The sequence below is a fragment of the Bacillus sp. AFS017336 genome, from assembly GCF_002555445.1.
Classification (GTDB): domain Bacteria; phylum Bacillota; class Bacilli; order Bacillales; family Bacillaceae_G; genus Gottfriedia.
In genome coordinates this window covers 34,395-48,093 of record NZ_NUCO01000138.1, presented here as the reverse complement: position 1 = coordinate 48,093, position 13,699 = coordinate 34,395, and the positions used below count along the sequence as shown (strand labels likewise).

15 protein-coding genes, 1 pseudogene and 1 riboswitch are annotated in these 13,699 nt (G+C 33.6%); of the genes and pseudogenes, 3 read left to right on the top strand and 13 right to left on the bottom strand.

Going from position 1 to position 13,699, the window contains the following annotated elements:
- Positions 1–522 precede the first annotated feature (522 nt).
- The 10 genes and pseudogenes from CN601_RS27750 to CN601_RS23455 all read right to left on the bottom strand — a co-directional run.
- Positions 523–642 (bottom strand): annotated as a pseudogene (locus tag CN601_RS27750) (AAA family ATPase); the annotation flags it as partial.
- Between the two features lie 186 nt (positions 643–828).
- Positions 829–2,130: an MFS transporter gene (locus CN601_RS23495; protein WP_098172491.1), complete on the bottom strand. Its 1,302-nt coding sequence runs from the start codon at positions 2,128–2,130 to the stop codon at positions 829–831.
- Positions 2,131–2,146: 16 nt separating this feature from the next.
- Entirely contained in the window at positions 2,147–2,764 is a 618-nt protein-coding gene (locus tag CN601_RS23490; RefSeq protein ID WP_257131799.1) for a flavodoxin family protein, read from the bottom strand.
- Between the two features lie 151 nt (positions 2,765–2,915).
- Positions 2,916–3,539 carry an NAD(P)H-binding protein gene (locus tag CN601_RS23485; protein WP_098172490.1) on the bottom strand — a complete coding sequence of 208 codons (624 nt, stop codon included), beginning with the start codon at positions 3,537–3,539 and terminating at the stop codon, positions 2,916–2,918.
- Complete coding sequence (locus CN601_RS23480) at positions 3,536–4,402, bottom strand: aldo/keto reductase (protein ID WP_098172489.1); 867 nt, start codon at positions 4,400–4,402, stop codon at positions 3,536–3,538. The genes CN601_RS23485 and CN601_RS23480 overlap by 4 nt, the downstream gene beginning before the upstream one ends.
- Positions 4,403–4,478: 76 nt before the next feature.
- Complete coding sequence (locus tag CN601_RS23475; protein WP_098172488.1) at positions 4,479–4,898, bottom strand: MerR family transcriptional regulator; 420 nt, start codon at positions 4,896–4,898, stop codon at positions 4,479–4,481.
- Positions 4,899–5,287: 389 nt separating this feature from the next.
- Positions 5,288–5,713, bottom strand: a complete 426-nt coding sequence (locus tag CN601_RS23470; protein ID WP_098172487.1) for an OsmC family protein — start codon at positions 5,711–5,713, stop codon at positions 5,288–5,290.
- 41 nt (positions 5,714–5,754) lie between these two features.
- A complete protein-coding gene (locus tag CN601_RS23465) occupies positions 5,755–6,450 on the bottom strand; it encodes a pirin family protein (protein ID WP_098172486.1) in 696 nt (231 codons plus the stop codon).
- Positions 6,451–6,676: 226 nt separating this feature from the next.
- A complete protein-coding gene (fosM, locus tag CN601_RS23460) occupies positions 6,677–7,099 on the bottom strand; it encodes a FosM family fosfomycin resistance protein (RefSeq protein ID WP_098172485.1) in 423 nt (140 codons plus the stop codon).
- A 24-nt stretch (positions 7,100–7,123) separates the two neighbouring features.
- Positions 7,124–8,158: a DUF2332 domain-containing protein gene (locus CN601_RS23455; RefSeq protein WP_373605002.1), complete on the bottom strand. Its 1,035-nt coding sequence runs from the start codon at positions 8,156–8,158 to the stop codon at positions 7,124–7,126.
- A 109-nt stretch (positions 8,159–8,267) separates the two neighbouring features.
- Between CN601_RS23455 and CN601_RS23450 the strand changes: the two genes are divergently transcribed.
- Positions 8,268–8,777 carry a DinB family protein gene (locus tag CN601_RS23450; RefSeq protein WP_257131798.1) on the top strand — a complete coding sequence of 170 codons (510 nt, stop codon included), beginning with the start codon at positions 8,268–8,270 and terminating at the stop codon, positions 8,775–8,777.
- 46 nt (positions 8,778–8,823) lie between these two features.
- Here the strand turns inward: CN601_RS23450 and CN601_RS23445 are convergent, their stop codons facing one another.
- The 3 genes from CN601_RS23445 to CN601_RS23435 all read right to left on the bottom strand — a co-directional run bounded on the left by CN601_RS23445 (position 8,824) and on the right by CN601_RS23435 (position 12,254).
- On the bottom strand, positions 8,824–10,149 hold the full coding sequence (locus CN601_RS23445; protein WP_179865671.1) for an amidohydrolase family protein: 1,326 nt from the start codon (positions 10,147–10,149) through the stop codon (positions 8,824–8,826).
- Between the two features lie 43 nt (positions 10,150–10,192).
- Positions 10,193–10,292: riboswitch (purine riboswitch) on the bottom strand.
- A gap of 87 nt (positions 10,293–10,379) precedes the next feature.
- The gene (locus CN601_RS23440) at positions 10,380–11,582 is read right to left on the bottom strand and encodes a hypothetical protein (protein WP_098119563.1); all 1,203 of its coding nucleotides are present in this window, start codon (positions 11,580–11,582) and stop codon (positions 10,380–10,382) included.
- Positions 11,583–11,795: 213 nt separating this feature from the next.
- Positions 11,796–12,254, bottom strand: a complete 459-nt coding sequence (locus tag CN601_RS23435) for a MarR family winged helix-turn-helix transcriptional regulator (protein WP_098119564.1) — start codon at positions 12,252–12,254, stop codon at positions 11,796–11,798.
- 160 nt (positions 12,255–12,414) lie between these two features.
- Here CN601_RS23435 and CN601_RS23430 point away from each other — a divergent pair, with 160 nt between their 5' ends.
- Positions 12,415–13,389, top strand: a complete 975-nt coding sequence (locus CN601_RS23430) for a glycoside hydrolase family protein (protein ID WP_098172481.1) — start codon at positions 12,415–12,417, stop codon at positions 13,387–13,389.
- Positions 13,390–13,488: 99 nt separating this feature from the next.
- Positions 13,489–13,653, top strand: coding sequence for a hypothetical protein (locus CN601_RS27125; RefSeq protein ID WP_179865669.1), 165 nt, complete (start codon positions 13,489–13,491; stop codon positions 13,651–13,653).
- Positions 13,654–13,699 lie beyond the last annotated feature (46 nt).

The following is a 13,699-nucleotide window of genomic DNA, read 5'->3' as shown; positions in this document are numbered from 1 at the left end:
TTTCTTGACCGAAGTCCAATGCATCTTAATTAAGAGTAGATTCTAGCAGAATATTAACGGGAATAAGGTATTTATCAACGGAATAAGCAATTTATCAACGAGAATAAGCAACTTATCAACGAGAATAAGGCATTTATCAACGAGAATGGGGCATTTATCAACGAGAATACCCAATATATCAACGAAGTTCACAACTTTATCAACAAAGTTCATATAGTGTTCGTATTTTCAGCTTTAACTTCCGTTGTATTTTAACAAGCAGAGCCTTCATTAAACAAGAGAAAACAGCTTATGCACAAAAATCACTACCTTATGAACAAAATAACGAACTTTATGCACAAAACCCTCTACCTTATGAACAAAGTTAAAAGTATTATGAACAAAGTACACAAAATATTTGCATTAACTAACCAAAAAAAGTTGCCTCAAAGGTGTCACTTTTGGAGTTACTTTGCACCCCATTTAAGAGATGTTTTGCACTATAAATACAAATAAAAAAGCTATCATACGGAGATAGCCTTTTTATTTGATTCCGATTACTAAACTGTCTCTTGCTGCCTCAACCACTTCGGTTGTTATCTTTTCAAGCTTATTAATTTCAAGAATTCTTTCAATCTGTGTGAATATCCTTTGTATGAGCCTGAGTGGGATCTATTGGAGTGAAATGTTAGTTCATCTTTTTGTCATATGGCTAATAGTTTTAATCACTGTATATTTATTTGTCAATGTCAAAGATTTTTAAAAAATAAATCCCTGCCAAGATAAAGATAGACAGGGATTTATTTTGTTTATCATTAAATTAATCATTTTTGCTCTGTTCAGAAGTAATCAATATTTCTTTTCATTCACAAAAATAGCAACCAACAGTATAGAAGCGAGTGTAAATAAAGTCATTAACCAGATTTCAATAGAAAAATCATTAGTAGCCGAGACAATTAAAGATAAGCCGATTGGCCCGCCAATTTGATGCATGGTATTTGTAACGCCACTCGCAATACCAGCCAGTTCAGTTGGCGCTTCATGAACGCCTGCTGAGGTGACCGGTGCTAAAATCAGTCCTTGCCCCAAACCTAGTATTACCATAGGAATGAAAATAGTACGCCAATAACCATTGGCTGGGTTAGAGAAAGCAAGTAAAATTAACCCTACCACTAATATTATCTCACCAAAAAGTAAAACTTTGCTATTTCCAAATTTAGCGGTTAATCGTGGTAATTGCATGGCTATGATAAAATTGACGATTGTCAGAGGTAAAAATGCCAGACCCGATTGTAAGGCCGAAAAGCCATATTGACTCTGCATCATTTGCGGTAAAAAGAACCAAAATGGCAACATTGCCATCATAAATAAAAGCCGTGCGGCATATGCACCGGATCGTATCTTATTTTTAAAGAGTGATAATGGCAAAATGGGATATGGAACGCTTCGTTCCCAGAAAATGAATAAGCCTAAGATAATCATACCGGAAATGACGAATATACCTTTGCTTTCTGTAAATCCATATATGATACCAATTAATCCTATGATTGAAAATAAACTACCTAGATAATCAATTCTTTCTTTTCGTCGTTCTGAACTTTCTACGTACTTTAATGTTAAGAAAAACAGAAGAAGAGTGAACGGTACATTTATCAGGAAACCAGCTCGCCAAGAAATCAAGCTAGTCAACGCACCGCCAACTAATAAACCGACACTCGAACCAATTCCTGCTGTTGCGCCATAATAAGAAATAGCACGCTGTCTCATATTGTTCTGATACGCATCCATGATTAATGCGAGGGTTGTAGGTGCAATTATCGAGCTGCCAATCCCTTGAATTGCACGCATAGCAATCACCATCTCAGCTGTTCTTGATAGACCAATGATTAGTGAACTGATCCCAAAAATGAGCAGCCCAAACAAAAAAATACGTTTTCTTCCCAGCAAATCAGAAAGCCGTCCACTTAGAAGTAAGAAGCCTCCGAACGTGAGCGTATACGCACTTGATACCCATGAAAGTGCTGCGGCAGATAAGCCCAGGCTTTCTCCTATCTGTACTGAACTGGTAAAAATGATCGAGTTATCCATTAATATCAAAAAGTAGGATAGTAATGTAATCGGTAAGATGATTCCAAATTTTTCTTTATTCAACTTTTCTAACTTCTTTCTATTTCTTTAATTGTTTAATTCTTTCTAGCCAAGTATCTATTTCCTTTGATACCTCAGCTTTATTTTCACCTTTAATTGCAAGCATGATACCGTTAGTTTCTTCTCCGCCCTTTACAGTATATCCTTCTAGAACTTTCGCTCCTTTAGCACCAGCATTTATCTGTCTAAAGGTTGAACCAGAACCGTAACCGCCATTCGTGTTAAATGGAATCACCGTTTTCCCCTCAAAATTATAACTATCTAAAAATGAAACTACCGCTTGAGGCAAAGCCATGTTCCATGTGGGCGCTCCGATAAAAATACGATCATAGTTCTCAAAATTAGTAATGATTGTTTTTAATTCTGGTAGGGTAGCACTCTCTTGTTCTTGCGCATTTTGTTCTACTTCCATTCTGTAATCTGTTGGTCTTGACTCATTTGTTTCAATTTGTACGAGATCCCCACCAACTTTTTCTTGGATAAGTTCAGCAACTGCCTTAGTATTCCCCGTCCTTGAATAATAGACAATCAATGTTTTTGAATTTTTTATGGTTGCTCCTTCCTTTTCATTCTGATTTATTGTTTTTGGTAGAATAATGAGACCAACGATAATGACGCATATAACTGTTATTAGCAAGAAAATAGCATTCTTCTTAATTATCTAAATCTCCACCTTTGCACTGTGCTTTTCCTCCATAAAAAGGCTGTGACATAGTACAAATAATGGACTATGTCACAGTTTTTTCTATTCATTCTGCTGATTGATTTACATTATACTCCCGCTTAAATCAATAAAAATCAGGTTTTGATTTATTTTCTGAGCCAGGTTCCCATAAGCCGATACTTGCTCGGATATCGTTTCGTTTGCCTGTAATATTATCGATAACAAATTGAGCAATTGCATGTCTAGTAATTTGAGCGCCTAAAAATGGTTCTCCTTTTGGGCTTGCGACATAATCCTTTCGTTTGCCATTATATAACCAAGTCATCCGCATATAAGTGTAATCTAAATCACTTGCTTCAAGTGATTCTACTCCGCGGTTATGAGCAACCGATCCGCCCATCATTCGACTATTCCATGTGGCAAAAGGTTCAGCAACTTCGCCGTATACACTTAATACACCTGCTTGAATGATACGCTTAACGCCAGTTTTATGCATTGCTTCAATGACTGTTTCTGTAATTTTTTTATTGTCAAAATTCATATAAACAATCTCTTGGTTTTGCATGGCATTCACCAAATCTGATACATTCCCCGCATCACCAGAAATCTTTGTTACATTCGTATAGGGTAGACTTGTTGCATGACGACCGAACAATGTTAGTTTCACATCAGCTTGTTCTTGTAAAAGTGGTATCAACACTTCTGGAATTTGACCGCCTGCACCAATGATAAGGATATTTTTCATCATTTTTCTGAGTCCAACATGCGATTCATGAACCATTCAACTTGTTGTGGCGCATCATGATCAAAGAAAGCTGATTCTTTCATATCTAAAGCAGCTATTTTTTCAATATCTTCTTTTGAAAGTTCAAAATCAAAGATATCAATGTTTTCAGCCATTCGTTCTGGACGAACAGATTTAGCCAATGCAACAATTCCTCGTTGCATTAACCAACGAAGCACGACTTGTCCAACAGTTTTGCCATATTGTTCTCCGATTTCTGCTAATACAGGATTTGCGAATAGATCGTGACGTCCTTCTGCAAATGGAGCCCAAGCTTCTACTTGTACACCATATTTTTCATGCCATTTTTGATCTTCAATTCTCTGATTCCAAGGGTTCACTTCAATTTGATTGATTTGAGGCTTTACTTCACTCAGCCCAACAAATTCAATCATCTTAGCTGATTTGAAATTTGAAATACCAATTGCACGCAATTTACCTGCTTTTTGCGCTGCAACCATTGCTCTCCATGCTCCATAAACATCGCCATAAGGTTGGTGAATAAGATAAAGATCAAGATAGTCTAGCCCCATAGTATCAAGTGAGTGTTCAATCGTCTCAGTTGCTTTAGATTCCGGTGCTTGTAAAATAAACAACTTAGAGGTGACAAAAAGTTCTTCACGTGTAACAAGCCCTTCGTCAATTGCTCGTTTGATACCTTCACCCGTTTCTTTTTCATTTCCATAAATAGAAGCCGTGTCGATCAATCGATATCCTGCTTTGATTGCTTGATAAACTGCTTCAGCTGTTTCATCCAATGGAATTTGGTAAACTCCAAACCCTAATTGTGGTATTTCCACACCATTGTTTAATTTGATTGTTTGCATGTTGTTTTCCTCCTCTAGATTTGATTACATTACCTATCCTAAACCTTGGAGTTAAGTCCATGGCAAGGAAAAAGTTTTATTTTTTTCGTTCCCACAATTTTTCAACTTTATCAGGTGCCATTACACCTGTCTTGAATTTTGCGAGATGCTCATCATAAGTTTCAATTTTATAAACTAGTAAATCCCTAACTTCCTGCATTACGGCTAACTTTTTATCCAGCTCCTCCAACTGATCAAATAAAATCTGTTTTTGAGCTTCTTCTACATTTTGCGTTTCTCGTAATTGGGCCAACTTGGCAAACTCAATTAAGGATTCAACCGATAATCCGGCATTACGCAAATTTTTAGCTAAATAAATCCAATTCAAATCCTTCGTCGTATAGTCACGATATCCACTTGCATTTCGGTGAACAGGTGGGATAACGCCTACTCGTTCATAATATCGGAGTGTATCAACACTTAAATCAAACATCTCAGCTGCTTTTTGGATATTCATCGAATATTCCTCCTTACTTATATAAACTATAATAAACCTTTGAGCTAACTCAAATGCAAGGATACAGTTATAATTAAAACCCTCACTCTTATAAAATTGATTTTGTTATCAATATCCCCATTTAGGGAACATTCTACATAACACAAAGCTAGGTAATGGTTAATTAGTGAATAAGTATTCTTAAAAAAACGAATACGTTAGTTTAACAAGTGAAAGCATTAAAGATCTTCAACAATCTGGCGCGATTGTTGAGAAACGAAAAAAGCCTAATTTCTCAATTTTAATGAGAAATTAGGCTTTTTATATTTACTTATAGTGCAAAATAGCATTTAAAAAGTGTGCACTTTATCTCTTAAAGTGACACTCAAAGGAGACAGCTACGATCAATATTACAGAATTTCTTCATCCTTCGTTCCATTTATCGTAAAGCTGGCTGTTATATTAGCGTTCAATGAATGAGCAACCGAACAATATTTATCTTTTGATAATTTGATTGCTTTTCGAACTTTTTCTGTATCCAATTCTCCGCCTAATATATAGTGCAAATGGATGTCAGTAAATCGTTTAGGATGCTCTTCTGCTCGATCACCATTTACTTCAACTTCGAATGAAGTCAATTTTAATCTCATTTTTTCAAGGATTAATACGATATCAATCGCTGTACATCCTGCGACAGCATTGATTAATAATTCAACTGGAGTAGGTGCGCTATTCTCCCCACCTAAAGACTCAGCAGTATCCATTTTGATTTCATGGCCAGACGGTGCAGTTCCTGAAAAGGCTAATTTTCCGTCCCATTTAATACTTGTTTTCATCAGATACTTCCCCTTTCAAAGCTTAGATCACTACATCTATTTTATTTTTTCATTTCTACTACTAAATAATGTGAAAAATCTTTTGATTTAATTTTTATATTTTCTTCAATGATTTTCGCAGCATCACCAGCTTCTAGTAGTTCTCCATTTACAACTGCATTTCCTTCTAATAAAACTAAATACGCTTGACGACCATTATTTATCTCAAAAGAAATTTCTTCATTTTCATTTAATGCAAGTGAGTAAATATTTGCATCTTGGTGAATTTTAATTGGGGCATTTCCATCAACTGGAGATACCATATGATACCATTTTCCAACTCTATCTTCCCAATCTGAAACTAAGTCACCGTAATTTGGAGTATGACCTGCTTTGTCAGGAATAATCCATAATTGAATTAATCGTAGTGGATCCTTACCTAAATTGTGTTCACTGTGATACACACCTGTTCCTGCACTCATGTATTGTACATCACCACGTCCAATTTCATGTTTATTTCCCATACTGTCAGCGTGAGTTAATTTCCCGTTTATGACATAAGTTATAATTTCCATATCATTATGTGGATGAGTACCAAAGCCTCTGTGAGCTTTAATTAAATCATCATTTAATACTCTTAGTACACCAAAATTCATATTGTTAGGATCATAATAATTTGCAAATGAAAAATGATGAATTGTATTTAACCAACCGTGATCTGCGTGACCTAATTGTTTACTATTGATTTTTTCGAACATGTTTATCGCTCCTTTAATTTTAATAATAAATTCCACACTCAACATTATCTTTAATTCGAGATATTAAACAAAAAAAATCTATGTGCTTATTTGATTACCGTCTACAATTAACTTCGTTTTTACTATATATAATTTATTAAGTTAGTCTAACTCTTACTTATATTGTATCAATTTTTATCTTTAATTCAAGATATTTTTTAAAGAAAGTTTATCAAAACTTTCTCTTTCAAATATAAAAATTCATATGGGGTTTTGTTTGCTTATAATAATTAATTCGATCTTGCAAAGTCCCTGTATGAAATTCAAACTTATGTCCATCTGGATCTGTAAAATAAATTGATTGTTTATCTCGTTGATCTCTTTCTCGACCATTCAATATATTTACATTAAGTTCTAGCAATTTATCGTACATTTTTTCAAAGTCTTCTTCATCAATTGTAAAAGCCATATGTGTGTAAGATTGATGAATTTCATTTCTAGATATATTCTTTTCTTCATTTAAAGCAAGCCAAATACCATTTAAATCAAAATATGCAGTTGTTCTACCCTTCACTAATAAAGTTGCATTAAATACATTCTTATAGAAATCGATCGCTTTTTCTAGATTAGATACAGAAAATAACAAATGATTGATTCCTTTAATCTCCATCATACTCCCTCATTTCATAGCGTTTTAAATGCTCCATTCAAACCATTTCCCATGACCTTCAGTTTCCCCTACTACTTTCTCATACTTAATCCCATCAATGTAGTAGTCCATATGTAGTTTTCGATCCCAAATATTATTATATAGATGAAATACATCTCGTTTTTTACTAATATCTTCTACAGTTTGTAGTAAACTTTGTTTTCCTTCAACTGGTATTTGATTTGCCACATGTGTGTGAAAAATACATAGAATGGAATCATTTGATAGTTGTTTAACTACCTCTGGAATGATTTTAACTCCATCTGCTTCTATTAAATTGATTTCATTTTCCTTCATACAGTTAACGGCTTTTTCAAATAATTCTCTTCGTTCAATATGCTCTGGCCAAATTAAGGCTTTTAGCCATAAATAGTCTTCTTCGTTTGATAGATTATTAATATGTAGGTCTATTCCATATCGATCAACAACTGGAGGCGCCGTATCTAATAATGAGAGCATAGCTGGTGTTTTATCTTTTACTTCTGATTGAATTAGAACTTTGGATGTTAATTTCCCATAAAGTTCTTCACTTAAATTATAAGAATACTTGTATTGATCCCATAATAGCTGAAGTCCAGCACTTGTTCCTATTTCGATTAATGATATCGGTTTATTGACCTTTTTATAAATATAAGAGAAGCATGGATAAAGATAAGCACAACGTCTAACTTCATTCGTTTGGACCATTTTCGTTTGGATCAAATGAATAATTTCTTTTCTAAATTTTTTACAAAAATTCTGGAAATATAGATAGGAGTCTTTAAATCCTTTTGGAGCATCTACTAAACTTGGATAGAATTCCTTTAACGGATGAGGTTTACCAGACATTAATAAATAATGAACCGAACCAAATAATAAATTAGGAACAGGCTGACCGTCTTGGGCATAAGAACACAGATCAAGTACTTCTTCGTCTTCTGCAATTTTTAATGATAAATATTCATATAAGCTACTAGAATTTTCACATTCATATTTTGCGAATTGTTTAAAACGTTGCTTCAGCTGATTATTCATCTCAATCATCCTTAATATTTTAATTTTTCAAACTTCTATATACATAATAAGGTATAATTTGCTTATTGTACTACGAGTGTTGATTTTAAATAAAAACTTTGAGGTGATTAATTTGATGTCCAGACCAGAATCAAACGAATATAACCCACACTTTAAAGGTTATATTGGCCTAGTTCCTGAAGGTCACTTACGGGATATTTTACGAAAGCAATTAGAGGAATCCATTAGCTTTTTTAAGGCAATCTCTAAAGAAAAATCTGAGTATCGTTACGCAGAAGATAAATGGAGTATTAAAGAAGTCCTTGGACATTTAGTAGATTGCGAACGAATCATGTGCTATCGTCTATTGGCAATTGCAAGAGGAGACCAATCTCCTTTACCATCTTTTGATGAAAATGCTTATAATGAAAATGCAAAATTTAATCGTCTCGAGTTAGAGCATATTATTAATGAATATGAAACTGTACGTCTAGCTACTTTATCTTTGTTAGCAAATTTATCTGATGAAACATTAGAACTTGAGGGTACAGTATTAAATCACCCAACAACACCAAGAGCTATTGCTTATATTATTGCAGGTCATGAATTACATCACTTAAAAATCATCAACGAACGTTATCTTTAAATGAAAAGAAGAGCAGGAAACTTGTCCTGCTCTTTCCCTTTTAATTTTATGAAAAACGACTTTGTAAACGATTTGCTTCAGCGATTACTTTTTCCTCATCGATTGTTAAAGAAATTCGATCTTTTACGATTGCTTTTCCATCAATAAAAACATCACATACATCGCTACCACGTGCAGCGTATAGTAAGTGTGAATACGCATTACTTAATGGTTGTAAATGTTCTTTATCAAATGGATAAATTGTAATAAAGTCTGCTTTCTTATTTGCTTCAAGGGAGCCAGTATTACCCATTCCAATCACTTCTGCGCCACCGCGAGTAGCCAAGGTTAATGCCGTTTGTGCCGAGAATTTAGTAGCATCTTTATACATCCCTTTTTGTAGCAATGCAGCAGTTCTTACTTCTTCAAACATATCAAGATTGTTATTTGATGCTGTGCTATCTGTTGCGATACCGACTTTTACTCCTGCTTCTAGTAGACTAATAACATCCGCTACGCCAGAACCTAATTTCAAATTACTAATTGGATTATGAGCAACACGTACATCGTATTCCTTTAAGATTGCTCTTTCTTCATCATTTAGTATGACACCGTGAGCCATGACTGTCGGCTGATTAAATACACCTAATTTTCGAAGATGTTCGACAGGACGGTTCGAATAACGAGTTTGGATATCTTGAATTTCATAATCTGTTTCAGATACATGAATGTGCATCATTAAGTCATTTTCTTTTGCGATACGCGCACTCTCAATTAAAGCTTCAGGAGTACAAGCATATGGACTATGAGGTGCAACCATCGTTGTCAAACGGCCATTAGCAAAGTTTTTATAATCAATTGAAAACTGCTCAGCACCTTTTAGATTCATTCTTTGCTCTTCTTCTGTCCCGAAGCTAAATATTGAATATGAAAATGCCCCGCGAATTCCAGTTTCACCAATTGTCTCCATTACAACATTTGGATCGATACCATTAGGGTTAAACATATCAGAGAACGTAGTAGTTCCTGACTTTACCATTTCCAAAATTCCTAGTTGTGCACTTACTGAAGCAATCTCAGTCGTATATTGTCTTTCAATCGGCCATATTTTTGTTTCTAGCCAAGGCTTTAATAACATGTCATCCCCAATCCCACGTAAAAGTGTCATGAGTATATGAGAATGCGTATTTACAAGACCTGGCATCACCCATTTCCCCTGAAGATTAACTACTTGATCAGCATCCTTCATTAACTCTTCAGAATGGTTTCCAACATAAGTAATTAATTGATCTTGTACAATCATCATACCGTTATCAAAAATTTGATTTTCCTTATCCATTGTAAAAATCGTTGCATTTATATAAACTGTTTTCATTATTTTTTCCCCCTTAATTATTAGAAAATAAAAAAAATCCTGATTACGAAGAAGGATGTAAATACATTACATTCTTTTTCGTAATCAGGATTTTACGGTTCCTGGTAGAGACCCCCATACCATATCAATGAGGTTATACAATTGGTTTATGTTTTTATATAAAATCATATTAAACGATTAATTAGTAAAGTTCAAGAATTTCTATAAATTGGTATTTTAAATGCGAGCTAATAAGATCAATTTGTCTTTTAAGCACCCTTTAACATCATAAAACTATATGCATAAATTGATTTACCTTTTTTAGTCACTTGAGTCATGATCTCGTTTATTCCTTTAATCTCTTGGTGTGTTTCTAATTTTCCTGTTTTGAGATTGTAAACCTCAATTGAAAATTTATTATTTTTAGGATTATTTCTAAAATAATAGACGTAATTACCTTGAAAATAAACTTGTTCGTTATAATACAATACTGTTTTGTCTGCATCGATCAATGAAAATTTCTTTTGGACTTGTTCAGTTTCTGTATTAAATGTATAAACATCACCTAATCCATCAATATAAAAAAGCTCACCGTTAAAAAGATATGCAGACTGTTTAGTATTATAGACGATCGTGCTTCTAACATCTTCAATATTAGAATAGTGTACAAGTGGCAATGTGTCTAATCTAAATGTTTTCTTATCAATCCTTAACAGAATTTCGTCCTTGTTATGTTCATCACTTGATGCATTTGAAGCGATTATGTAATAAAAATGTTGATCCGCTAATACTTGTGAATCTGGGCTTACTTCATCTTTTGTTTCAAATTTACATAATTGTTTGATAGCTATTTTATTATTTAAAACTACTTCTTGTAAGTTGAATTCTTTTGGCATTTTTGGATTATTCGTTACGATATAAATATTCTCGCCGACTAGACCAGAAGCTACTATATAGCTAGGTATCGTGCCTGTCTGGAAACCATTTTTATTTCCAAAACGAACATCCGAGTTATATCCACCAGTTTTACTGAATCCACTGTTATAAATACTAAAGAATAGATCTTTTCCTTTTATATAACCAGATCGTTCCCCAGTATATTCGCTTTTCCTCATTTGAAAATCCTTGTATTCGTCACCAAGAATTTGAATATGATTTTTATCTTCTAGAAATACTTGATTCGGACTTTTTGTGACAGATCCAAGTTCTAAACCTTTCATTTTTGCACTTTTTGCTTGTCCATTTTCATCAACAAACACTGCGTAACTCAAGCCATCTCCATTTATATCTTGATCAGCAGTAGTTGAAAAGTAAATAACTGCACGTTTATCTTTTAAGAAACTAGTCCTTGTTAATTCATCTTCTTTTGCAATCACTTTCGCACTAGAATCCCAAGCATATACATAAAACCAATAACCTCCGCCTAAACAGAGCGCCACTATAAAGCTGATAATTAAAATCCTTGTTTTCATAATTCCTCCAACATTAACGATCTTCTAGTTCTTAATAATGAATACCGTTTACAATTATATTTACTAAACTACAACAAATCTACCATTTTTTACCAAAACAGTTATATTTAACTGTTATAAATTTTTAATAAATAAGGATTTTCTCTTAATCATTTCTTGAAAATGGCCAAAAAAAAGGAGCCGAAATTGACTCCATTCGCTCCAATATACTCTCTATTCTATTTTCCCAAGTATTCGTATAATCTTGTGCATTGAGTAGTCTAAATCTAGCAAGTCTTCTTCATCAAGCTGCCCAACCCGTTCGATAAAAATATGATAAAAATCTTCCCAACGTTTAGAGACAACCTTTTTCCCTTTTTCTGTCAGTACAATTTTTACGCTTCGTTTATCATTAGCATCTTGAATTTTGGATACATACTCTTTTTCTTCTAATTTCATAATTAACGGGGTCATTTGCTGCTTGGAAATACTTATATTTTGAGCTAGCTCTGTAAGTGAGATTCCATCAGGTGTTTGAAATAATTCCTCAAGTATATGACTTTGCAAATGGGTTAACTCAGACTGTTTATTCTTTAGTGAATTTTTTGAACCTGGCTTGTTAAACTTATTAAAAACTAGCGGGAGTAATTGGATAAATTTCTCTGCTATTTGGTGTGTTTTCGAATTCGTCATGCGACTTTCATACCTTCCTGTACAAAAATTTCCAAATTGACATATAGTAAATAAAGGTTTATTATTTATTCGACCTTAGTTTAGATTATACCACATTTTACAAATAAACCATATTTAAAATAGTAAACAATAATTTACTATAAAAAAAAGGAGAGGTATTATGAAATCAAACGGATTAACTTTCGGAATCTATCCACTTAGCGTAGCCGGTACACCTATAGGATTAGCTACTGGACCAGAAGATAATTATGAAAAAATATCATCCGCACTCAAAGAGCTTAAAGGTAATGCTAAACAGCTTTTACCTAGAATGTATGCAGTCTATATGGGTCCAGAAACGGAAGAAAAAGTATTTAATTCTTTAAATCGCTATAAGAACGCTGGGTTATTAGGTGATTTAACAATTGGATGCCTTATGGAGCAAAGCCTGTCACTAGAATATTGGTTGAATTTCGTTCGTAAAGTAATTAAAGAATATGGTCCTTTTCTTGAATCAATTCAAATTACGAACGAACCTAATTTATCGTTTATGGATGGATCGAAACCATATGTATTTGAAGCACTTGTACAAGGAATACTCATTGCAAAAGAAGAAATAACAAAAAATAATTTAAAAGTTAAAATCGGGTTTGGTTCGGTTCCTGAAGGAGAAAAAACAATTCCACATTTTTGGGAGAACCTAATGAAAATTGGTGGGGATGAATTAATTCATTCAATTGATTATGTTGGTCATAATTTTTATGTGGATGTATTTGAGGAACCACTGGAAATTGAGGAAATTGCAGTCTCAGTAGAGAATATACTACGTAAGTTTCGAGAGACATTAAATCGCAATGGATTCCCAACAACACTTCCAATTCACATTACGGAAAATGGATGGCCAACCGGGAAAAATCCGTTTATTCAAATAGAAAGATCGTATGCAAAGCAATCAGACGTCCTTGAAAAAGTTGTTCGAACGGTCTACGCACTTCGCCAGGAACTAAATATTACTCATTATGAATTTTTCGGTTTAAGGGATGCTGATAGCTCAAAAGACGATCTATTTCATCAATTTGGCATTATGAAGGATGATTATTCACCTAAGCCTGCTTTTTACACCTATCAAAAATTAGTTAATGAATTAAGCAAGTAGATCGATTTTTCATCTTTTGAATGAAGTTAGTCAAATCGTTAAGACTAACTACTATGAAGAATTTCTTCACGTTTCTACTATATATATGGAGGTAATAATTTGACTAAACAAAATAAACCCCTTATAAATGAAGAGCAAATGAAAATACAAGCGAACCTTAATAATCTCGACCCTGGTCATTCAGTGGATGAACTTCGCAAAATTGAAACAGCAAATATGATTTTAGCTGGTGAAGAAATAAGACAGCAAAATGAAAATCTATAAAAAAGATTGCAAATTTAGGAATCCCTCAAAATCAATTTTTGAGGGA